This window comes from Paracoccus sp. pheM1, assembly GCF_018499825.1.
GTDB classification, from domain to species: Bacteria; Pseudomonadota; Alphaproteobacteria; order Rhodobacterales; family Rhodobacteraceae; genus Paracoccus; species Paracoccus versutus.
In genome coordinates this window covers 1,428,348-1,449,255 of the sequence record NZ_JAGXCX010000001.1, presented here as the reverse complement: position 1 = coordinate 1,449,255, position 20,908 = coordinate 1,428,348, and the positions used below count along the sequence as shown (strand labels likewise).

The following is a 20,908-nucleotide window of genomic DNA, read 5'->3' as shown; positions in this document are numbered from 1 at the left end:
TCACGGGCACCCGCGACGGGCGGCCCTGGATCGGGGACAAGGAGAAGAGACAGAAAACCGGCACTGGCAACAAGCGAAACGGGGGCGGCGTACTGGAGCGCAGGAAAAGAAGGGAAAGGGATGGTTGGTAGTCCGTGGCAGTGATCGAAACTGCCAAGAAAAGCGCTTCTGGGATGAGAATGAACCTTAACCGTCTGCTGCTACCCGAAACCCGGCATTGCCGGTCGAACTGTCCGGATCGTTCCGGGTGCGGGAATGGACGTGATAGCGGTCGCAATAGCTCGCATGGCACAGATACGAGCCTCCGCGCTGCACGCGGGCATAGCCCAGTTCTGAACCGGTTGGGTTTTGGGCTGGCAGGCGACCGGCATCGGGCAGCGGCCCGAAACGGTCGGCGACCCATTCCCAGACATTGCCGCACATGTTGTAAAGGCCATAGCCGTTCGGACGAAACGCATCCACGGGCGCGGTACCGGGATAGCCGTCCTCGGCGGTGTTCACGTGCGGGAAATCGCCTTGAAAGGTGTTCATGGCAAAGGTGCCCCTTGGCATCAGGTCGTCGCCCCAGGGAAACTTGCGATTGCCGAGGCCTCCGCGTGCGGCCCGTTCCCATTCGGCTTCGGTCGGCAAGCGCAGTCCCGACCAGTTGCAATAAGCCAGAGCATCATACCAGGCGATATGCACGGCAGGATGATCCGCGCGCCCTTCGACCGAACTGCCCGGACCTTCGGGTGCATACCAGCACGCTCCATCGACCTTGCGCCACCAGGGCAGGCCCGGTGGACTGGCGGGAAACGCCGCAGGATCCGGCAGTAACAGGTGAAAGACGAAGCTCCAGCCCTCTTTCTCAGCCACACTGCGATAGCCGGTTTCGTGAACGAAGCGCGCGTATTCGGCATTCGTTATCGCAAAGGGGGAGATCAGAAATCCATCCAGTCGGACCTTCCGGCGGGGGCTGTCCAGATCGCCTGCATAGGTCGAACGGCGGGCTCCCATTTCGAAAATACCGCCGGGGATCGGGCGCAGGCGGGCTTGTAATTCCGCGATCACATCTGCCGATGCCCGCGGGATCGAGGAGGCGGCACGCAAGAACGCCTCGTCGCGGCCTGGCGTCGATGTTCCGGATGAGGCGCCGCAGCAGGATTTTCGAGGGCCGTTTTCGCGCATCACGCTTTCCTGTTTACTCGACCAAGCCAATCATGGTGCGGCGCTGCTTGTCGAGTTCCTCGCTGTAGCGCCGCAGGGTGTGGGCTTCCGACAAGAGGCCGATGACCCGCCGCTCGATCCGGTCGCTGACGACAGCCAGCGCCTCGGTCTGGCTCGTCTCGAACAGGCTTGCGGCCTGGCGGGCGTTCATCCCGGGCAGGAGGATGTCGCCCTGATGCCGGAAGAATGCCGAAAGCTGCTGGCTTGGCTCGGCCGCGCTGGCATCGGCGTGGATCTCGGGCACCGAGACCATGGCCACATAAGCACCGTCTTGATCGGTGACGATGACACGCTGGGTAGAGCCAAGCGGGAAGCTGCGCCGGAATTCGTCGGGCGATATGGCCGCGGGCGCCGTCCGCAGGTCGCGCCGCATCAGCCGACCCACTGTCAGGTTGCGGATCCAGCCCACGTCATGGGCGCTGCGGATCGTCTCGCCCCGCAGATGGAAGCGCCAGGTCGAGAAGGAATAGCCGAAGCTCTGCCGCACCACCAGCGACGAGGTCATGGCGGCGGCAAGCACCAGAACGGCGATGGGGAATTCGCCGGTGACCTCCAGCGCCAGGAAGGTCATCGCCAGCGGGCCGCCGATCACAGCGACGCCGAATGCGCTCATGCCGATCACGGCAAGAGCCGGGGCCGACAGCATGCCCGGCACCAGCCAGTCCAGCGGCACCGCCAGCGCCTTGCCGACCAGCCCGCCCAGCAGCAGAGAAGCGAAGAACAATCCGCCCCGAAAGCCCGAGCCGATGGTCAGCGCCGATGCCGCGGCCTTCAGCACGAACAGCAGAATCAGTGCCGGCAGTGCCACGTCATGTTCAAGGTTCAGGTGCAGCGCGCCATGTCCTGCCGACAGTACCTGCGGCGTGATCAGCGCCAGCAGCCCGACCAGAAGTCCGCCCGCCGCCGGGCGCAGCCAGACCGGCAGGCCGCTTCGGGCGGCCAGCCGCTCGGTGCGCACCACGCCGATCATGACCAGGATGCCAAGCACCGCGCAGATCACGCCCAGCATCACTGCAGGCATCACGTCCAGCGCCGAGATCCCCCAGAGCTTGCCGACATCGATGACAAAGATCTGGCCGCTCATCGCCCGCGCGCACAGCCATGCCGCGATCGCGGCCGAGACGACCGGGATCAGCGACCGGCTGGTATAGGTGCCGATGATCAGTTCGAAAGCATAGAAGGCGCCGGTCAGCGGCGCGCCAAAAGCCGCAGCGATGGCTCCTGCCGAGCCGCAGCCGACCAGCACCCGCATATCCTCGCGCCGCAGCTTCAGCTTCACCCCCAGTTTCGAGGCGATGCCCGAGGAAAGCTGGGTATAGGCCGCCTCCAGCCCCGCCGACAGGCCGAAGCCGTTCGAGGCAAGGTTTTGCAGCGTCACCCAGATGCTGTCGGTCAGGGACATGCGACCGCCGTAAAGCGCGTTGGCCTCGATCGGGTCGATGATACTGCCGCGACGGCGGCGCAGGTGGACAAGAACCACGGTCAGGAGCCCGCCGCAGACCGGGACGACGACCAGCGGCCAGCCACGCGCAAGATCGGCGCCGCTGAGCCCTTCGGCAAAGCCGACGCCGTAAAGCAACGTGTGCATCAGGCTGGACAGGCCGCTGACGGCGCAGACCACCAGCCCCGCCATCCCGCCGGCAGCAATGCCCAGCAGGATCAATCCGATCTCGTTGCCGCGCGAAAAGACCCGCCTGCGAAGCCAGTTCAGGCGGATGGTAAGGGCCGGTCGATAGCGTTTCACGGGCAAGCTTCGGCCTCAGGCCATCCAGTTGCCGCCGTCCACGCCGAAGCATTGGGCGACGATGTAGTCGGCTTCGGGCGTGGCAAGGAAGATCGCCATGCCGGTCAGGTCCGAGGCCAGTCCCATGCGGCCAAACGGCACGGATTCGCCGACGATCCGCTTCTTCTCGCCCGGGGCACGGCCTTCGTATTTGGCGAAGAAGGCATCGACCCCGTCCCAATGCTCGCCATCCACGACGCCGGGGGCGATGGCGTTGACGTTGATGCCATGCGCGATGAGGTTCAGCCCGGCGCTTTGCGTCATCGAAATCACCGCCGCCTTGGTCGCGCAATAGACCGAGACGAGGCCCTCGCCGCGCCGGCCGGCCTGCGACGCCATGTTGATGATCTTGCCTCCCTGACCCCGCGCAATCATGTGGCGCGCCGCGGCCTGCATGCAGAAGAAGGTGCCCGAGGCGTTGACGGCAAAGACCCGGTCGTAATCGGCGCGGGTAACCTCGGCGAAGGGGGCGGCGGTAAACAGGGCGGCGTTGTTGATCAGGATGTCCAGATGGCCCAGCTCTTCGATGGCTTCGGCAAAGCCCCTGTCGATGCTGTCCTGCGAGGTTACGTCCATCTGCACGGCGATGGCGCGCTCGCCCAGTTCGGCAGCAGCGGTGTGGGCGGCATCGGCATTGATGTCGGCCAGCGCGACGCGGGCGCCCTCGGCGATATAGGTGCGGGCGAATTCCAGCCCGATGCCGCGCGCCGATCCGGTGATGAGGGCAGTCTTGTCTTGCAGTCTCATGTCAGGTTCTTTCCTGGTTGGGCAGGCGGTCGCGGCGCTGCGCGCAGGCAGGACCGGGGCCACGCATGTAATGATGTTCCGGCCGGTATCCCCGGCCCAAAAGGTGCAAGAGCCGGCGCAGGCGAGCGGCCAGCATCATTGCGGCAGCAGATCCGGCGCGGCGATGCGCGCGCCGTCGCGAAACAGGTGCAGCTTGCCGGGCAGCGCCGTGACCCGGACCGAGCCGTCGGCGGCCTGCGCCAGATCGCGACCGCAGCGCACGATCATCAATCCGTGGTCGGTGACGACATGGGCAAGGCTGTCGCTGCCCAGCTGCTCGACCAGGGTGATGCGGCCCTGCCAGCCCGCGCCTTCAGCAGCCAGCCGCAGATCCTCGGGGCGGATGCCCAGGGTATCGCCGTCCAAGCTGCGCGCCACCGCCTCGTCGATGAAGTTCATTCGCGGCGCGCCGATGAATCCTGCGACGAACGGCGTCTGCGGCGTGTCGTATAGCTCCAGCGGAGAACCGACCTGTTCGATCCGGCCCTTGTTCAGCACCACGATGCGGTCGGCCATGGTCATCGCCTCGACCTGGTCGTGAGTGACATAGATCATCGTCGCGCCCAGACGCTTGTGCAGTTCCATCAACTCGACCCGCATCTGGCCGCGCAAGGCGGCGTCGAGATTCGACAGCGGCTCGTCGAACAGGAAGACCTTGGGATGGCGCACGATGGCGCGGCCGATGGCGACGCGTTGCCGCTGGCCACCGGAAAGCTGCTTGGGCTTGCGATCCAGCAGCGGCGTCAATTGCAGGATCTCGGCTGCCTCGGCCACACGGGCGTCGATCTGCGCCGGGTCTGCCTTAGCGAGCCGCAGCGAGAAGCTGATATTGTCGCGCACGGTCATGTGCGGATAAAGCGCATAGCTTTGGAACACCATGGCGATGCCCCGTTCCGACGGCACCTTGCCGCTGACGTCCAGCCCGTCGATCTCCATCCGGCCCGAACTCGGCTGATCAAGCCCGGCGATCATGCGCAGCAGTGTGGACTTGCCGCAGCCCGACGGGCCGACCAGCACCGTGAACGAACCCGAGGGCACGGTCAGGTCCAGTTCCGGGATCACCTCGACGGAACCGAAAGTCTTCCTGAGCTTGCTGATCTTGACTTCTGCCATGACAGTTTTCCTTTCAGTAATCGGAGATGCGTTGCGGGCCGGCACCCGAAACCAGCATCATCGCCGAGAAGTGTTTCAGCAGCAGATCGGACTTCAGCGCAGCATGGTCGGCGCTGTCCCACAGGTCATGCAACTCATCCGGGTCGGAGGCCAGATCGAACAGCTCGCCCTGCGCGGCATCGTGATAGACGCAGATCTTGTAGCGACCGTCGAAATACATCGAGCCGCGCGAGCCCACGCTGCCCGGAAAGCGCAGCGCGTCCATGTATTCGCAAAGCACGTAATCCTTGTGACGCCCCGGATCGGCTGCGCCGGTCAGCAAGGGCATCAGCGACCTGCCCTGGTCCTGCACCGGCTTTTCCAGCCCCGCCGCCTCGCAGATCGTGGCGGGAATGTCGACCAGTTCGACCAGGGCGTCCGAAACCAGTCCCTCGCGCACCCGACCGGGCATCGAGACGATCATCGGCACATGCACCAGCCCTTCATAGAAGCGGCAGCCCTTGTAGAGCAGCCCGTGATCGCCGAGCATCTCGCCATGGTCACTCATGAACAGCACCAGCGTGTCGCGGCGTTGGCCGGTTTCGTCCAACCGCGCGACCAACTTGCCCACCATATCGTCGATCTGCGCGATCATCGCCATGTAAGCGGCGCGGATGCGCCGGATGTCGTAGCTGTCGGGCGGGGTGTCGTGGCTGTAGTCGCCCAGTTGCGATGCGTCGGGAACCAGGGTCGGATCAACCGGCTTTCGGGTCTGCTGATCCACGCCTGCCAACCTGCGATGATGCTCCAGATCCGAGGGCGCAAAGATGGGCGCCGGCATTTGCGCCGGGTCGAAGCGCTCGAACCAACTGAGCGGCGGATCGAAGGGCGGATGCGGATCATAGACGTTGATCGACAGCAGCCACGGCCGGTCGTCTTCGGTTCGGTCGATGAAATCCAGCGCCCGCTCCGTGGCCCAGGCGGTCTGGCTGTGTTCGGCCGTGACGGGATGGGTCACGATGTCCTCTGCCGGGGCATATGCTTGGGCGGCATCTATCCCCTTGGCCCTGAGCCAGTCCTGATAGTCGTGCCCCTCCGGCCAGTCCGGTTCGGGATGCTGTGACCAGTAGAACTCTTCGTAGCCGTCGGCGGTCGGACGCTGTTCGACCCGGCCCTGCGCCGAGGACAGGTGCAGCTTGCCGATCAGCCCGGTGCGATAGCCGGCTTGGCGAAACACTTCGGGCACCAGAACCAGGTGGTCGGGAAAGCCGGTATTGCCGTTGCGCTGCACCTGATGCGCGATCGGATACATGCCCGTCAGGAACGAGGCGCGGCTGGGGGTGCAGATCGGGCTCTGGCAATAGGTGCGGGTGAAGGCCGTGCCCTGCTCGGCCAGCGCATCCAGATGCGGGGTCTGCGCGGCGGGAAAACCCAGACGGCGGATGGTGTCCCAGCGTTGCTGATCGGTGCAGATCCAGAGGATATTGGGTCGGGTCATGGTCGCAGCCTTCCTTGCCGCTCCGCGACCTGCGGGGCAGCCTTCAAGAAATCGGTCGGGTCGGGGGCGGCGAGCGATGTTCTGAGGCACCGCCCGCCGGGATCGTCAGTCGATGTAGCCCGCGCGGCGGAACATCCGCTCGGTATCGGCCTGGGCCGCATCCAGCGCCTCCTGCGCCGAGCGGCGGCCGGTCACCACCTCTTGCAGGGCAAGGCCGACGCGATCGCCCACGGCGCGGAATTCGGGGATCGGCAGGCGATAGATCGGGTCGCCATCGGCCAGCGCCTGGGCATAAGCCTTGGTGAATTCGCCGAAGCCGAAGTCGTAGCCGTGCTTTTCGGTGAATGCCGGATCGTTCCAGACCGACTGGCGCGTCACCGCCAGGAACGAACTGTTCAGCGTGACATCGGTGACAGTCTCTTTGGAAGTGGCCCACAGCACGAAAGCCTGCGCGGCCTCGACATTCTTCGAGCCGGCGCCGACGGCCCAGCCCTGGGCGTTGAAAGGTGCGAAGCGACCCGCCGGCCCGCCGGGAGGCGGTGCGAAGCCCAACTCGCCTTGCACCTTGGAAAGCGCGGGGTCAAGAATGCGGCCCGCCAGCGGCGCGCCTTCGATCGCCATGGCGATATTGCCTTGCTGCATCGCCACCACGACCTCGTCATAGCCCGCCGAAACGGAACCGGGGATGCTGTGCTCGTTCAGCAATTCGGCATAGATCTCGGTCGCGCGCACCGCTTCGGGCGAGTTCAGGGTGGGGGTCATGTCCTTGGGATAGTCCTTGACCCAATGCCCGCCCTCGCCCAGCATGATCTGCGTCCAATACCAGACGTTTTCCGAGGTGTTGGGCTTGCCGCGCAGCGCCGTGCAGGGCGCGACGCCCTTTTCCTTCAGCGCCTTGCAGATCGAGAGCATGTCCTCGAAGGTCTCGGGGGCCTTGTCGAAGCCCGCTTCCGCCAGGACCGGACCGCGCCAGTAGTTCAGCTGGGTGGCGGCGAAATAGGGCACCCCCATCTGCTTGCCCTCGTATTTGAAGGCCTCCAGTGTCGTCGGGATGAAATCTGCGCTGTCGAAGCCTTCCCTTGCCGCGATGGCATCGTCGAAAGGCGCCAGCCTGTCCGCCGCCGCATAGCGCGGCACGTCCGATGCTTCGAGGAAGAACACGTCATAGGCCGGCGAGCCGGTCGAAAGCTCGACCCCGATCTTTTGCACCGCCTGCCCGAAGGCATAGAGATCGAACTGCACATCTGCGCCGGTTTCTTCCTCGAAGGCGGCGACGCGTTTCTCGATCTCGGCGTCCCAGGGCTGCTGGGTGCTGAGGACGCGCAGCGTCACGCCCTCATAAGGCTTGTCCTGTGCCAGCGCGGTGGTGGCAGCAAGGCCGGCCAGCACGCTCGCGGCGGCCAGCAGTCTTGCAGTGGTCGGAATGCGCATCTCGTTTCCTCCTGTTGGATGCGATGGGCGGCGCTTATCCCTTCACCCCGCCGGCGGCGGTCTGGATGAAGTATTTGCGGATGGCGACGGCGAAGACTGCGACGGGCAGCAGGATGATGATGCCGGCTGCGGCGATCTTGCCCCATTCGGTGCCCTGATAGGCCATGTAGTTCAGGATCGCGACGGCGGCGGTCTTGGCCTCGACCTGTGTCAGGGTCAGCGCGAACAGGAATTCGTTCCACGAGAAGATGAAGACCAGGATCGCGGCTGAGACGATGCCCGGCGCCGCCATGGGCAGCGATACCCGCAGGAAGGTCTGCCAGCGCGTCGCGCCGTCGACGACGGCCGCCTCCTCGATTTCCAGCGGGATAGCGTCGAAGAAGGCTATCAGGATCCAGATCGCCAGCGGCGCGGTGAAGACCGTGTTGATGACGATCAGCCCGATCCGCGTGTCCATCAGCCCGATCTGGGTGAAGGCGACGAAATAGGGGATCACGAAGATCATCCCCGGTGCGGCCCGGACCAGCAGCACCCAAGACAGAAGCCCCGCCTTGGCGACCGAGCGCAGTCGCGACAGCCCATAGGCCGCAGGCAGCGCCAGCAGCATCGAGGCCACGACCGTCCCCGCCGAGACCAGCACCGAGTTCAGGAACGAACGCATGAAGGTCGAGTCCGACAGCACCTGGCGATAGTTTTCGAGCGTGACGTCTCCGACCAGCACCGGCGGCTTGGCGAAGATGTCGAGCGGTCCCTTCAAGGACGAGGACAGCATCCACAGGATCGGTGCCAGCAGGAAGGCGATGAACAGCGCCGCCACGCCGTAGCAGAAAAGCTTTTCGCGGGTTCGCAGCATTACCTGACCTCCTTCGCTTCGCGCCGGGCAATGCCGACCAGGAAGGGCGCGCACAGCGCCATCATCACGATGAAGAAGCTGACGATGATGGTCGCCGCATAATCCACCCGCAGGTATTCGAAGCCGTTGACATAGGCGAGGTAATTGACCGGCTCGGTGGACCCGGCCGGCCCGCCGCCGGTCAGCACGAAGATGATCGGAAAGATCGCCAGCGCCTCGAGGATGCGAAACACCGTCACCGTGATGATCGCCGGGCGCAGTTCGGGCAGCGAGATGTGCCAATGCGACTGGAACCAGCTGGCACCGTCGATGCGCGCCGCTTCATATTGGTCGTCGCCGATGGATTCCAGCGCCGACAGGAACAGCAGTGCGACGAAGGGCGTGCCCGTCCAGACCGAGGCGACGATCACCACCGCCAGCGCACTCGACGGCATGCTGAGCAGGTCAAGCGACATGTCGGCTCCAAAGAGGCCGCCCAGCCAGGCCAGCCCTCCGGCATCGGGCACGATGAACAGCTTCCAGATCAGGCCACTGACAGCAGGCGGAATCACCGCGGGCAGCAGGAAGGCCATGCGCATCCAGCGCGTCCCTGCCAGCTTTTCCTTCAGCACCATGGCCAGAAGCAGTCCGATTGCCACTTGGGCCGCGACCGGGATGAAGATCAACTCGGCCGTAACCACCACCGAGTTCCAGAACCGGCTGTCGGCCATCAGTTCGGCATAGTTTTCCAGCCCGACGAACATCGGGGCGCCGGGCATCGTCAGGTTGATATAAAGCAGGCTGATGCCGAAGGTTGCAAGAATAGGCGTAACCGTGATTGCCCCAAGCGTTAGAAACGTCGGCAAAATGAACGGCCACAGCCCTTTGTTGGAGCTGACGGACATACGGCTTCCTCCCTCGGCATTCTCCCTGCGACGAAAAGCCACAGCAGAGGTGTTTATGCAAATGCCAAAACTGGATAAGGTATCAGGAAATTGAATGATCGGACGATAGGATGGACGATTACCTGCGCTTCCTTGCCGTAGCCGAACACCGCAACATTTCGCGCGCGGCCGAGGCGCTGAACATCTCGCAACCGGCACTGTCGCGTACCATCCGGTTACTCGAGGACCGTTATGGCACCCCCCTGTTCGAGCGCACGCCGCAGGGGGTCGAACTGTCCGATGCCGGCAAGACGCTCTACATCTATGCAAGCCGGGCGGTGCGGGCCTTGAAGAACGCGCGCGAGGACATTGATCACAGCCTGCACCAGACCCGGTTGATCCTGCCCATCTGCTCGGGTGACAGCTGGGGTTACGGCATCCTGCCGCATGTCATCGAGAGCTATCGCCGAGAGAATCCCGAGGTCTCGATCCATCTCGACGTGATCGAGCACGATGCGCGGATGCGCGGGTTGGAAACCCGACGCCACGACGTGGCCTTCGGCGTGATCTCGCCGGAATATCTGGAGGGCGGCGCCTACAGCTTCGAGCCGATCATCTGTGCGAAATACGACATCTATTGCGATGCCTCGCATCCGCTTCTGCGGCAGCAGCGCATCACCGAGGCCGACCTTCTTGCGGAAAGCTGGATCAATCACAAATTCGAATACGACTACGATCCTTCCTCTGCCTTGCGCTCGAGGCGACGCTATGTGCTGCGCACCAACGCGCTCGTGCCCGCCATCGAGGCGCTACGCGGGTCGCGCCTGCTGATCTCGACCGCCAAGACGCTGGGGGCGTTGTTCGCGCGGTCGGGGATCGTGCGCCTGACCGAGGACGGCGAAAGCCCGGATTTCGTCTCGGGCGTGATCAGTCAGCAATCCGCACCACTGCGCCCGCATACCCGACGCTTCATCGCCGCTGTCAGGGCCTATTGCCAGGCGCAGGGTTTTCGAGCTGATGCCAAGTCCTGAATGGGGAAGAAAACGGAAGAACCCGATTGCACGCCCCGCGGCTGGAGGCTGACAAGATGAAACGAAAGTTTTGCACGACACCCTTGAACCTGAGCTGCTACAAGCTTTTCTCCTCATTCCCCTCCACCTCCTCCGCGACCTCCTGTCTAAGCTTCGGCCCCTGCGCCAGCCTTCGCCCCAGCGTGGTGACGAAGGCGTCGTAGCGCTTGGTGGCGCTGGCACGGGCGGCCTGCTGGGCCGGCTCTGGTAGGGGTGGGCTGGTGGTGAGCCAGAAGCGCACGAAGACCGCGAGCGTCTCGACGGCAATGCCGAGGTCACGCTCCAGCCGGGTCAGGCGGCGGTCCATCTGGTCGAGACGCCGGATCAACGCGGCCTCCTGCCGTTCCGCCGCATCGGGCGACAGGAAAGAGGCGATGCCGGCCTCGGCGATCAGCGACAGGGACTGGTTGCGCCGCGCGGCATGGGCGGCGAGGGCCTGCATGATCTCCGGCTCCAGATAGACCGAGAGGCGTTGCTTGCGGGGTGATCTGGCCATGACGTTCTCCTAGAGGTCGATACCGTCGCCTTTGTCCATCGACGCCTGCCGGGCGACACTCAGCATTTTCCGGGTCATGCGGCTGCTGCGGGCGATGTCCTCCTGCGCGTCGTCGGCGGGCTCGCCGAAGTCGAATTCGTTCTCGATCGGCTGCTGGCGCTCGACGGTGCCGGTCCGGCTGAGTTCCGGCTGCTGGCGCTGTTCGGATTCGGTGCTGTCCTCGCTGCCGGTGCCGTCGGACATGGGCGCGACATGGACCTCCGGCGTTGCCGGGATCGCCAACCCGCTCCAGTCGTCGGCCCGCGGTTCTGTTGCCGACACCAGCCTCGGCGGATCGACCACCCGTTCGCGAAACCTCCCGTCCTGATAATAGCGCATCTTCTTCGCCCGGATGGGCGCGGTGCCGGCGACCATGACGATCTCATCGTCCGGTGGCAGCTGCATGACCTCGCCGGGGGTGAGCAGCGGCCGGGCGGTCTCGGAACGCGAGACCATGATATGTCCGAGCCAGGGCGCCAGCCTGTGCCCGGCATAGTTCTTCATCGCCTTCATCTCGGTGGCGGTGCCGAGGGCGTCGGAGACCCGCTTCGCGGTGCGCTCGTCGTTGGTGGCGAAGCTGACCCGGACATGGCAGTTGTCGAGGATCGAATTGTTCGGGCCATAGGCCTTCTCGATCTGGTTCAGCGACTGGGCAATGAGAAAGCTCTTCAAGCCATATCCTGCCATGAAGGCCAGCGCGGATTCGAAGAAGTCCAGCCGCCCCAGCGCCGGGAACTCGTCCAGCATCAGCAGCAGGCGGTGGCGGTCGTCCTTGCCGCGCAGGTCTTCGGTCAGCCGCCGGCCGATCTGGTTGAGGATCAGCCGGATCAGCGGCTTGGTGCGGTTGATGTCCGAGGGCGGCACCACGAGATAGAGGGTGGTCGGCGCGGAGCCGGTCACCATGTCGGAGATGCGCCAGTCGCAGCGGCTGGTCACCTGCGCCACGACCGGATCGCGATAGAGACCCAGAAAGGACATCGCCGTACTCAGCACGCCGGATCGCTCGTTCTCGGATTTGTTCAGCAACTCCCTCGCCGCGCTGGCGATCACCGGATGCGGCCCGCCCTCGCCCAGATGCGGTGTCTTCATCATCGCCGCCAGCGTCGCCTCGATCGAGCGGCGCGGATCGGAGAGGAAGGCGGCGACCCTCGCCAGGGTCTTGTCCTCCTCGGCATAGAGCACATGCAGGATGACGCCGACCAAGAGGGCGTGGCTGGTCTTTTCCCAATGGTTGCGCTTTTCCAGCGAGCCCTCGGGATCGACCAGGATGTCGGCGATGTTCTGGACGTCGCGCACCTCCCATTCGCCACGGCGCACCTCCAGCAGCGGGTTGTAGGCGGCGGAGGCCGCATTGGTCGGATCGAACAGCAAGACCCGGCCATGTCTGGCCCGAAACCCTGCGGTGAGCTGCCAGTTCTCGCCCTTGATGTCGTGGACGATAGCCGAGCCGGGCTAGGTCAGCAGCGTCGGCACCACCAGCCCGACCCCCTTGCCGGATCGGGTCGGGGCGAAGCAGAGCACATGCTCCGGTCCGTCATGGCGCAGGTAGTCCTGTTGGTATCGGCCCAGCACCACGCCGTCGGGGCCGAGCAGCCCGGCCCGCTCGATCTCGGCCCGCCCTGCCCATCGCGCCGAGCCGTAGGTCTCGACGTCCTCGGCCTCGCGTGCCCGCCAGACCGACATCAGGATGGCGACAGCGATGGCCAGAAACCCGCCCGAGGCGGCGATGATGCCGCCGATGTTGAACACCGTCGGGGCATAGGCGTCGTAAAAATACCACCACCAGAAGAAGGCCGGCGGGTAGTAGACCGGGATGCCCCCGATCTCGAACCAGGGCGGGCCGAGCTGCGGCTGGAAGCCGAGGCTCCAGGCCACATATTGCGTCGCCGCCCAGATGAAGGTGAGCACGATCAGGAAGACCACGGTGATCTGGCCCCAGAGAATCTTCGTGCCGGTCATTTTGGGTTCCTTTCTCTTTGCCGGGTCACAGCCCCAGCCCGCGCTTGCGGCCGAAGCTCCAGTCGACGCCGCCATCGCCGCGGGCTTTGCCGGAGACATGACGGTCGCGATGGCGCTCCAGCGAGGGCGTCCAGGGCACCAGCCTGAAGCTGAGCCCGTCGTCGATCATGGCGAAGCGGCCCGAGGCCAGGAGGAAGCGGCGGCGATAGGTGCCGCTGATATGCTCGCCGGCCGCCGCGCGATCGAAGGGCAGGCCGGTCTCGGCCGCGAGCTTTTCGCCGAGCGCCTGGACCTCGCCGTCGCGCAGGCGGTTGAGAAGGTTGCGGGCAAAGATCACCCGGCTGCCTTGTCGCTCGGCCAGACCATCCTCGATCAGGTATTCGGCCCGCTGCGTCATGGCCAGGCGCACCTCGACACCAAAACCATCCTCTCCGAGCGCGACGGGATTGCGGGCCAGCGCCTGCCGGTCGAGCCAGGTCGCGCCCATGGCGGTCGCCTGCGCCCGGATATCGAGATCGGAGCGCACGGCCAGCGCCACCCGCCGCCGGCCGTTGGCATCGTCGAACTTGCGCAGCTCGACGATGGAACCGGGCGCACTGTCGCCGGCGGCATCGAGATCGGGCAGGCGGATGTGATGGCTGCGCCCGTCGACCCCATCGACCACGGCATAGGCGCTGCCCTTCAGCTCGTCGTCGAGCCCGCGCTCGACCAGCCGGCCGAGGACCGGATCGTCCAGGCTCTCGCCGGCCAGCACATAGCTGGCGCTGCCGCGCTCGATGCCGCGCTCGCTGAGGCCGCGATGGATGCGCTTGATGATGTCGCCGCGCATGCCCATCTCCCGCAGCACCACCTGGGCATTCTCGGTCAGCACCCATTGGCCGGGGCTGAGCTGCTCGGCGAGGCCGAGGGTTTCCAGCTTGCGCAGCCGGGTCACCTTGAAATTGGCATAGGCATCGGGCTGCCGGTCGGGATGCGGGGCGAGATCGATGATGCCGCCGCGGGCGGCATCGCGGGCCAGCTGACGGTCGAGTTCGGTCCAGCGCTCGGCATCGAGCTGACGGACAAGGGCGGCGCGGATGTCGATCTCGCTGCGCGGTCCCAGTTCCAGCGTGACCAGGTCGCGGGCGCGGTCGCGCATGCCTTCCTTGATGTAGTCGCGGGCGATGACTAGGTTCTCGCCGTCGTCGCGCACGCCGCGCAGCAGCAGATGGACATGCGGATGGCCGGTGTTCCAGTGATCGATGGCGACCCAGTCGAGTTCCGTGCCGAGATCGGATTCCATCTGTTTCACCAGATCGCGGGTGAAGCCGCGCAGGTCGGTCATGTCGGCGGCATCCTCGGGCGAGACGATGAAGCGGAAATGATGCCGGTCGTCCTTGCAGCGCTCGGCGAAACCCTCGTGATCCGCCTGATCGCTTTCCGGCCCGAACATCCGCGCCTTGGCGCCGTCGCGGGTGACGCCCTCGCGGTTGAGATAGCCCAGATGGGCGGGCAGGGCGCCCGAGCGCCAGCCATTGCGGACCACGCGGGCCTTGATGACGACGCCGCGGCTGCGCGAGGTGATCAGCCGGTTGGCCTGCACGGTGGCGCGCTGGCCGCGCCCGAAGCGGGAGCGCGAGCCGGAGCCGATGGAGCCCCGGCGCGAGACGGTGCCGCCGGCCTTCTGCGCGGCGGCGAGCGCCTGGGCGATGAAGGGCCGGGCCTGCTGGGCGCGGGTCGAGCGGATCCGGCCCGGACGGATGCGGAAATCCTCCTCGTTGCTCATGGCAGCGGCTCCGCACATCGCGTCAAGAGGATGAAGGTATTGAAAAAGCCCAAAAGTCGCACATCGCGCATCAGGCGCGCACATCGCGGAGACGCGGCATAACCCCTTGAAAACCTACGACCGCCCAAGCCCGCACCTCGCGGGCCTTTATCCTGCCTCTCCAAGCCGGGCGGCGCGGTCCGCAGGGCCGCGCCGCCCGGCTCTTTGCTGCAGTATCCTCTGGTGCGATCCGGCCGCCGATTGCTCAAGACGGCCCCCTTGGAAGGACGCGCCCCCGGCGGGCGCTGTCCAATGGTGCCAAACCGGGCATCGGATCGTCCGGCAGGGTGAATTTCCGCTGCCAGCTATGCCATGCGGCGGTGACGGCGCCGGTGCCGGGAAACAGGTCGTCGAGCGTATCCTCGGGCCGTGCGGCGACCATCTCGAAGGCCCAGTGGCAGACGCCTTCCGGCTTGGCGCCGGTCAATCCACGGCGCAGGGTGATGCTTTCCTGGACCCAGTCACGCAGCACCAGCCGCTTGCTGACCACGGGCTTGCGGGCCGCTTTGACGATCACCGGCTCCCAGGCCCAGGCGACCGGCACGTTGCGCTTGAAGGCGGCGAAACCCTTCACCCAGGCCATCCATCTTGCGCCCGTCGACTCGACCAGCGGCGCAAGGGTCGCGATGGATTTGGGCGTCGCGGCGGCATGCAGGATCCAGCCGTCGTAGTCGTATTCCAGCCGCGCGATCAGCGCCGCATGATCGACCTCGCCGACGTAATCGGGACGGTCGCGGTAGAGATGCGCGCAGCCGATATAGGGCGGGTCCGCATAGGCGATCTTCATGGCTACGGCCTCCCGAGATAGGCGGAAAAGCGAATGGAATGTTTTTTCATTGCACGACTCCTGCATCGGATCGGCGGATGAACAGGCCGCTAGATTGCGGCGAGAGGCCGGAACCATCACCCGCAGGCTGGACGTCAGAGGCATCGAGGCTTGGTGAATCTGGCGGCATTGAACTTGCAGCCGAGGTGCTGGTGGGCTGCAGCCGTTCCGCATCCGAACCGCCGGCCATGCTGCCGGTGAAGAGCGGTGCCTCGCGCCAGTCGCGCGACGGAACTGCGGCAAAACCGCTACCGGGAAGCGTCTCGCCGCCGAGCATCGGCGCGAGCGTGGCGACATAGGCGCGGGTCTCGGCCGGCAGGGTCCGGCCCGAGACCAGATGCTCGTCGTAGCGCCCCGGTCCGGCATTGTAGGCCGCCAGCATGCCGGCGATGCTGCCGTAGCGATCATGCATCTCGCGCAGATAGGCGGCGCCCGCGAAAATGTTGTCGCGCGGGTCGAACGGATCGTCGCCGAGAGCATGGCGGGCGCGCAGCGCCGCCCATGTCTTCGGCATCACCTGCATCAGCCCCATGGCGCCTTTCGGTGAGACGGCGTGCGGATTGCCGCCGCTTTCGACATGGCGCACGGCGCGGATCCAGTCCGGTGGGATGCCGAAGCGCAGCGAGGCTTCCGCGACGTGGGATGCGAATGGATCGCGGGATTCTCGCACGACCGGCTGCACGGTCTGCGCCAGCGGGCCGGCAGCCGGGAGGGCGGCAAACGCCAGGCCGGAAAGAAGAAGGATTGCGGCACGACGGGCGGCGCAAGCCCGCCCGTTTGCACGGTGAGGGACGAGGAACGGCATGGCTCAGTCCCGCTCGTCGCGTTTTCTGGGGCGCGACCAGTGCAGGCCCCACATCCGGCCCTGCTCGTCGGACTGGAACAACCGGGCACGGATCGGCTGCACGAGAGCAGGATCGTCGAGGGAGACCGAGATATAGGTCCCGGCCTTCTCGCCACTATGCGTCCAGCCGGCGCCGATCTCCGGGCCGTCCTCATTGTCGAGATGGATGCGGTAATCAGGCGCCTTCTCAACAGCCGCGTTGTGGGTCGGCACGAAGACCAGTGCGAGGTCGAGGGTGACGGTGCGGATGCGGCCCTGGTAGCCCGATTGCGTGCGGGTGAATTCTCCGATCTGTGGCATGTTACTTCTCCGTGGGGTGGTTGTTGGTGGTGGGATCGGGGAGCGCTTCCGCGCCGGCGACAGGCCGGCGGAAGCGGCCGTCGCCCGCCGCATCGGTCCAGAGCGGGATCGCGCGGCCGATGACGGAAGTAGCGGAGAGCGGGCCGAAATAGCGGCCGTCGAGGCTGTCTTCGGCCTCCCGGTTCATGAGAAAGACCTCGTCCGTGCCGACGACCTGGCAGCCCTGCCAGCTGGGCAGCGGCCGGCCGAGGCGGTCGCGCTCGCGCGCCGCGCCGAGGACCAGGCCGTCAACAGTGATCGTGGCACCGGTGCGGCAGACCCGGGTGCCGGGAAGCGCGGCCACGCGCTTCAGCAACGGCACGCCGGGGCCGACATAGCCGCGCGCGGCGACGAACTGGGCGAGCGGTTCGGGCGGATCGACCGCGACCAGATCGCCGAGGGCAAATGTGGTCGGCGGTTCGACACGGTAGAGGCCGATGGGCAGGCTGGCGCTGGCGTTCCAGATCAGCCGCGGCGCGATGTCGGTGGCGGAGATGCCGCCGATCACCAGCACGGCGAGGCCAGTCGCGGCGAGATATGCGGTGCGAATCCGACGGGTCATGACGCACCCCCATGATCCGCGGGATCGTCAGCGGGTGCGATGTCGGCGGCATTGTTGTCGGTCGTGGCATCACCCGCGACTGTGCTCATGGGCGGACAGTCGTTATCGGCCACTTCGCACGACGACGCGCCCCCGAGGACCGCATTCAGCGCAGCCTCGCTGCGCAGGATGGCGCGGCCGATGGCCTCGGGGATCTGCGGCACAACGGCGTCGCCGAAGGCCTCGACGATCAGGCTCGCCGCAGACGTCCCCTTGCGGCTGCCGAGCGCAATGCGCGTGCCAGCCAGCCAGGCGGAAAGCCCTGCATCCAGCCGTAGGTGATGGGCAATGCCGCCGTTCCAGTCAGGCCATGGCTCCGCAAGATTGCCGCCAGCGCCCGTGCTCCGGCCCATTTGTCCGGCGCCCGGTAGGTCATCGCGCCATCCATCGCTCTGGCCATCACCGCATCCATCGTCGGCGATTTCCGCCGGTCGTAGGCCGGGCTCCAGCCGTCCATGCGGCTGTCCCGCTTCGTCGGCGTCGGCAGGATCTCCGGCGCCCGTCCGTCGAAATGCAGCGCCTCGCCGATCGTCGGGCTGCGGTCGAAGCGGTCCTGATCCGAGGTCATCCGGCCCTTGTGCCTGCGCAACACGCTGCCCCGTGGCGCTGCGTTCGCCGTCGGCGTGCCCATCATCCCGGCATGGCGGCTGGCATGGCCCTGCAACTGGCTGAGAAGATCCCCCCGGCCGCCCCGGTCGGCATCCGTCTTGCGCGGGGTCGCCAGGATCATCCGCAGCGGCCAGGTCGATCCCGCGCCGCCGCCGGCGCCGTCCTTCATCCCGTCCGAGGCCATCGGCGTCGGCAGGGGCCGGTTGCGGAACAGGTCGTAAAGCCCCGAATCCTTCATCGCCTTCCGTGCCGCCGATCCGCCCTCCAGCCGCATCCCACCCTGCTGGGATTGCGACACGGGTGTCGGCAAGCTGCTGCGGATCGCAGCCGATGAGCCAGGACCGCTTGCGGACATGGTTGGCGCCGATATCCGCAGCACCCACCACGCATGGCCAGCAGGCGTAGCCGAGCGCTTCCAGCTCGTCGAGCAGCCGGTCGGCGCCGCGAGTTCTGAGCACAGGGCTGTTTTCAAAAGCGAACCAGCGAGGCCGGCATTCTCCGACCAGGCGGACGGCCTCGAGGTAGAGGCCCGAGCGCTCGCCCTCGATCCCCTTGCCCTTCGTGTTGGCGCTCGAGATGTCCTGGCAGGGCGGCGATCCGACGACGATGTCGGGCAGGCATCCGAGGTCGGAAACAAGTCGAGCTGCCGTGAGGCTTCGGATGTCGGCGTAGAGTCTGACATGCGGGAAGTTCTCCGAATAGAGGATGCGCCGCCATTCGACGATCTCGCAGGCGGCGAGGGTATTGAGCCCGGCGCGGTGCAGGCCGAGCGACCAGCCGCCGGCGGCGCCGCTGAAGAGATCCAGCACGCGCAGCGGCAGCGAGAGGCGGGTGCGAGCCGCGGTCATCGCGTATGTCCCTCTGGACGCATCACAGGGGCTTCCTGTCCATTCCGGAGACCGGACATCACTGCGCGGCGCTTCAGCCATGCGGCATGCCGCAGGCGCGTGTAGCGACGCGGCGCCTCGTTGGCGGAAAGCCGGTGATGGAGATGCCGCCAGTAATCCGGAGCGACCTCGCCGGGCGGAATGCCGATGGCCTCGATCCGGTCGATGGCCTCCAGCACGCGCGCGACGCGCGGCCAGCCATGCAGCTTCAGCAGGATCTCGGCGCCGGGCTGGATATGGGGGACGGTCTGGCAGGGCTGACCGGCCTCCACGGCGCGCAGGATGTCGATGCGGGAGGCGGTGGTGCCATAGCCGTTCGCCGTCCAGCGGACGAAGGCGAAGACGCTGCCGGGCGCGAAGCCGAGCGTCCGGCGTTCGCGGTCCTGGACCCACTTGAAGCGGTAACGGCCGAAGCGGATCCAGTATTCGATCTCGCCCTTGCGCCAGATCAGGTCGACCAGCGTGCAGCCGGAAGGCGGAACCGAGGCCGCGCAGCGGCTGCCGGGTTCCGGCCCGGCACCGGTCGCCGGGTTCATGGGACGATCCGTCATGCCGGCCTCCCGTGATCGGATGCGGCTGTGAGCCAGTCGCATGATCCGGGACCACCAGTCTCACCGATTAGGGCCAAGGCCGTAGGCTCTTGAGGTTGCGCATCCGTCTCTTGGCCAGAGCCACGATGACGAAGAGCGTTGTCGTTGCAGCTCGGCGTCGGTGCCGCTTCGGACCGCCAGTCGACGATTAAAGGGAAATCCCGGTCTACGATTAAAGGGAATCCGTTCCACGATTTAAGGGACAACTCAGCCATCGGAGCGCCCCGATTTCCCGGCCTTTTTCGGCGATTCCAGTTCGCGATTCCTGGCCCCGTTTCGCGAAACCTGGCCCCTCGGGGAGGGTTCTCCACAGCGGGCGCGGTGCCTGCTACAGTTAGACTCTATGTTAGATTCTAAGTTAAGGGCCGGAATCAGCGTTTCGGGCCAAAGGGTTAACTTGGTCTCGTGCGCCCGAAGTACCGATAGTGCTGCGCCTGAAGTACCGATACCATTTGCGCCCGAAGTACCGATACCTCCCACAGAGTTATCCACAGGTTCTGTGGATAATTTGGCGGGCCGGATGCGCAGCAGCTGGTGGCGTCCGTCGCGCTCGATGCCGAGGCGATAACCCGGCAGCGGCTGGCGGGCGACGACGCGGCGGATGTCGAGGGCGAAATCGGACAACCGGGCGAGGCTGCCGGACTTGGCGTGCAGATGCGGGATCTCGAAGCCCCAGCCCGAGGGCTGCCGTCCGGCATGTTTCCGTGCCACGCGGTAGAGCCAGCGCTCAAGCCCGCCTGTGAGGCGGAAATAGGCCGGGTCGATGGAGAGTACCAGCGAGCGGTCGATGACGCCGCGATAGAACCATTCGGGCAGCACGAGCTCCATGCCCTCGGTGCGGCCGTCGCTGGTTTCGCATTCCTCCCATTCGTTGATCCAGGAGAACTGATGCCGCCGCCATTGCCGGCCATGGCGGATGGTGGTGCGGATCACCGTCGATTGCAGCCGGGCCATCGAACCCCGCAGCAGCTGGTAGTTGCGCGCGCCGGTATTCCGGCCGATGGCGGTGAGCAACTGATAGGGGGTGAAGCGCAGGAAGCGCGAGGTTTGCAGCCCGGCATTCTCGGCCTCGACGATCTGGCTGGCGGCCCAGATCAGGATGTCGGCGTCCCAGATGGTCGCCATGCCATGCTCGGGAAAGCCCTGGACATGGACCTGGACACCGCCGGATTCGTAGTGGATCGGGGTCAGGCGCTTGGTCTTCGCCAGCGAGAAGAAGGGCCGTTCCATCAGATCGCGCTGGTCGCGCGGGCTGGCATCGCCGCCGGAGACCACGAAGGGGCTGAGCTTCGCCCGTTCGCCGGTGAGCCGTTTGCGGTTACGGGAAGACAT

The 20,908-nt window shown here is 66.0% G+C and carries 18 protein-coding genes and 1 pseudogene; 1 reads left to right on the top strand and 18 read right to left on the bottom strand.

Going from position 1 to position 20,908, the window contains the following annotated elements:
• Nucleotides 1-186 precede the first annotated feature (186 nt).
• The 8 genes from KF941_RS07265 to KF941_RS07230 all read right to left on the bottom strand — a co-directional run bounded on the left by KF941_RS07265 (nucleotide 187) and on the right by KF941_RS07230 (nucleotide 9,407).
• Complete coding sequence (locus KF941_RS07265; RefSeq protein ID WP_214272970.1) at nucleotides 187-1,167, bottom strand: formylglycine-generating enzyme family protein; 981 nt, start codon at nucleotides 1,165-1,167, stop codon at nucleotides 187-189.
• Between the two features lie 13 nt (nucleotides 1,168-1,180).
• Nucleotides 1,181-2,950, bottom strand: a complete 1,770-nt coding sequence (locus tag KF941_RS07260) for a chloride channel protein (RefSeq protein ID WP_214272969.1) — start codon at nucleotides 2,948-2,950, stop codon at nucleotides 1,181-1,183.
• A gap of 15 nt (nucleotides 2,951-2,965) precedes the next feature.
• Complete coding sequence (locus KF941_RS07255) at nucleotides 2,966-3,736, bottom strand: L-iditol 2-dehydrogenase (protein WP_214272968.1); 771 nt, start codon at nucleotides 3,734-3,736, stop codon at nucleotides 2,966-2,968.
• 135 nt (nucleotides 3,737-3,871) lie between these two features.
• Complete coding sequence (locus tag KF941_RS07250; RefSeq protein WP_214272967.1) at nucleotides 3,872-4,888, bottom strand: ATP-binding cassette domain-containing protein; 1,017 nt, start codon at nucleotides 4,886-4,888, stop codon at nucleotides 3,872-3,874.
• Between the two features lie 13 nt (nucleotides 4,889-4,901).
• Nucleotides 4,902-6,365 carry a sulfatase-like hydrolase/transferase gene (locus KF941_RS07245; RefSeq protein ID WP_214272966.1) on the bottom strand — a complete coding sequence of 488 codons (1,464 nt, stop codon included), beginning with the start codon at nucleotides 6,363-6,365 and terminating at the stop codon, nucleotides 4,902-4,904.
• Nucleotides 6,366-6,470: 105 nt separating this feature from the next.
• Nucleotides 6,471-7,796 carry a sugar ABC transporter substrate-binding protein gene (locus KF941_RS07240; protein WP_072462323.1) on the bottom strand — a complete coding sequence of 442 codons (1,326 nt, stop codon included), beginning with the start codon at nucleotides 7,794-7,796 and terminating at the stop codon, nucleotides 6,471-6,473.
• Nucleotides 7,797-7,830: 34 nt separating this feature from the next.
• The gene (locus KF941_RS07235) at nucleotides 7,831-8,649 is read right to left on the bottom strand and encodes a carbohydrate ABC transporter permease (protein WP_214272965.1); all 819 of its coding nucleotides are present in this window, start codon (nucleotides 8,647-8,649) and stop codon (nucleotides 7,831-7,833) included.
• Nucleotides 8,649-9,407: a sugar ABC transporter permease gene (locus tag KF941_RS07230; RefSeq protein WP_214272964.1), complete on the bottom strand. Its 759-nt coding sequence runs from the start codon at nucleotides 9,405-9,407 to the stop codon at nucleotides 8,649-8,651. Before KF941_RS07230 ends, KF941_RS07235 begins: the two co-directional genes overlap by 1 nt.
• A 236-nt stretch (nucleotides 9,408-9,643) precedes the next feature.
• Here KF941_RS07230 and KF941_RS07225 point away from each other — a divergent pair, with 236 nt between their 5' ends.
• Nucleotides 9,644-10,543, top strand: a complete 900-nt coding sequence (locus KF941_RS07225) for a LysR family transcriptional regulator (RefSeq protein ID WP_072462320.1) — start codon at nucleotides 9,644-9,646, stop codon at nucleotides 10,541-10,543.
• Nucleotides 10,544-10,640: 97 nt separating this feature from the next.
• On the opposite strand, the gene KF941_RS07220 is transcribed toward KF941_RS07225, so the two are convergent.
• From KF941_RS07220 to KF941_RS07175, 10 genes and pseudogenes are all read right to left on the bottom strand, one after another.
• Nucleotides 10,641-11,078 (bottom strand): CopG family transcriptional regulator, encoded by a 438-nt coding sequence (locus KF941_RS07220; RefSeq protein WP_214272963.1) that lies wholly within the window; start codon nucleotides 11,076-11,078, stop codon nucleotides 10,641-10,643.
• A gap of 9 nt (nucleotides 11,079-11,087) precedes the next feature.
• Nucleotides 11,088-13,076: pseudogene (locus KF941_RS07215) on the bottom strand (conjugal transfer protein TraG).
• Nucleotides 13,077-13,101: 25 nt separating this feature from the next.
• Nucleotides 13,102-14,841 carry a VirD2 family relaxase/mobilization nuclease gene (locus KF941_RS07210; RefSeq protein WP_214272962.1) on the bottom strand — a complete coding sequence of 580 codons (1,740 nt, stop codon included), beginning with the start codon at nucleotides 14,839-14,841 and terminating at the stop codon, nucleotides 13,102-13,104.
• A 244-nt stretch (nucleotides 14,842-15,085) separates the two neighbouring features.
• Nucleotides 15,086-15,667, bottom strand: a complete 582-nt coding sequence (locus KF941_RS07205) for a hypothetical protein (RefSeq protein ID WP_214272961.1) — start codon at nucleotides 15,665-15,667, stop codon at nucleotides 15,086-15,088.
• Nucleotides 15,668-15,713: 46 nt separating this feature from the next.
• Nucleotides 15,714-16,511, bottom strand: coding sequence for a lytic transglycosylase domain-containing protein (locus tag KF941_RS07200; RefSeq protein WP_214272960.1), 798 nt, complete (start codon nucleotides 16,509-16,511; stop codon nucleotides 15,714-15,716).
• Between the two features lie 3 nt (nucleotides 16,512-16,514).
• Nucleotides 16,515-16,850, bottom strand: coding sequence for a DUF736 domain-containing protein (locus tag KF941_RS07195; RefSeq protein ID WP_214272959.1), 336 nt, complete (start codon nucleotides 16,848-16,850; stop codon nucleotides 16,515-16,517).
• A 1-nt stretch (nucleotide 16,851) separates the two neighbouring features.
• Nucleotides 16,852-17,451 (bottom strand): S26 family signal peptidase, encoded by a 600-nt coding sequence (locus tag KF941_RS07190; protein ID WP_214272958.1) that lies wholly within the window; start codon nucleotides 17,449-17,451, stop codon nucleotides 16,852-16,854.
• Nucleotides 17,448-18,947 carry a DNA cytosine methyltransferase gene (locus tag KF941_RS07185; RefSeq protein ID WP_214272957.1) on the bottom strand — a complete coding sequence of 500 codons (1,500 nt, stop codon included), beginning with the start codon at nucleotides 18,945-18,947 and terminating at the stop codon, nucleotides 17,448-17,450. Before KF941_RS07185 ends, KF941_RS07190 begins: the two co-directional genes overlap by 4 nt.
• Nucleotides 18,944-19,537 (bottom strand): DUF2840 domain-containing protein, encoded by a 594-nt coding sequence (locus KF941_RS07180; protein ID WP_240540257.1) that lies wholly within the window; start codon nucleotides 19,535-19,537, stop codon nucleotides 18,944-18,946. Before KF941_RS07180 ends, KF941_RS07185 begins: the two co-directional genes overlap by 4 nt.
• A gap of 246 nt (nucleotides 19,538-19,783) precedes the next feature.
• The gene (locus tag KF941_RS07175; RefSeq protein WP_214272956.1) at nucleotides 19,784-20,908 is read right to left on the bottom strand and encodes a replication initiator protein A; all 1,125 of its coding nucleotides are present in this window, start codon (nucleotides 20,906-20,908) and stop codon (nucleotides 19,784-19,786) included.

Coding starts and splice junctions, on each gene's coding strand:
- KF941_RS07265 (WP_214272970.1), bottom strand. CDS start 1,167: ATGCGCGAAAACGGCCCTCGAAAATCCTGCTGCGGCGCCTCATCCGGA.
- KF941_RS07255 (WP_214272968.1), bottom strand. CDS start 3,736: ATGAGACTGCAAGACAAGACTGCCCTCATCACCGGATCGGCGCGCGGC.
- KF941_RS07250 (WP_214272967.1), bottom strand. CDS start 4,888: ATGGCAGAAGTCAAGATCAGCAAGCTCAGGAAGACTTTCGGTTCCGTC.
- KF941_RS07245 (WP_214272966.1), bottom strand. CDS start 6,365: ATGACCCGACCCAATATCCTCTGGATCTGCACCGATCAGCAACGCTGG.
- KF941_RS07240 (WP_072462323.1), bottom strand. CDS start 7,796: ATGCGCATTCCGACCACTGCAAGACTGCTGGCCGCCGCGAGCGTGCTG.
- KF941_RS07235 (WP_214272965.1), bottom strand. CDS start 8,649: ATGCTGCGAACCCGCGAAAAGCTTTTCTGCTACGGCGTGGCGGCGCTG.
- KF941_RS07230 (WP_214272964.1), bottom strand. CDS start 9,407: ATGCCCGGCGCCCCGATGTTCGTCGGGCTGGAAAACTATGCCGAACTG.
- KF941_RS07225 (WP_072462320.1), top strand. CDS start 9,644: ATGGACGATTACCTGCGCTTCCTTGCCGTAGCCGAACACCGCAACATT.
- KF941_RS07220 (WP_214272963.1), bottom strand. CDS start 11,078: ATGGCCAGATCACCCCGCAAGCAACGCCTCTCGGTCTATCTGGAGCCG.
- KF941_RS07210 (WP_214272962.1), bottom strand. CDS start 14,841: ATGAGCAACGAGGAGGATTTCCGCATCCGTCCGGGCCGGATCCGCTCG.
- KF941_RS07205 (WP_214272961.1), bottom strand. CDS start 15,667: ATGAAGATCGCCTATGCGGACCCGCCCTATATCGGCTGCGCGCATCTC.
- KF941_RS07200 (WP_214272960.1), bottom strand. CDS start 16,511: ATGCCGTTCCTCGTCCCTCACCGTGCAAACGGGCGGGCTTGCGCCGCC.
- KF941_RS07195 (WP_214272959.1), bottom strand. CDS start 16,850: ATGCCACAGATCGGAGAATTCACCCGCACGCAATCGGGCTACCAGGGC.
- KF941_RS07190 (WP_214272958.1), bottom strand. CDS start 17,451: ATGACCCGTCGGATTCGCACCGCATATCTCGCCGCGACTGGCCTCGCC.
- KF941_RS07185 (WP_214272957.1), bottom strand. CDS start 18,947: ATGACCGCGGCTCGCACCCGCCTCTCGCTGCCGCTGCGCGTGCTGGAT.
- KF941_RS07180 (WP_240540257.1), bottom strand. CDS start 19,537: ATGACGGATCGTCCCATGAACCCGGCGACCGGTGCCGGGCCGGAACCC.
- KF941_RS07175 (WP_214272956.1), bottom strand. CDS start 20,908: ATGTCTTCCCGTAACCGCAAACGGCTCACCGGCGAACGGGCGAAGCTC.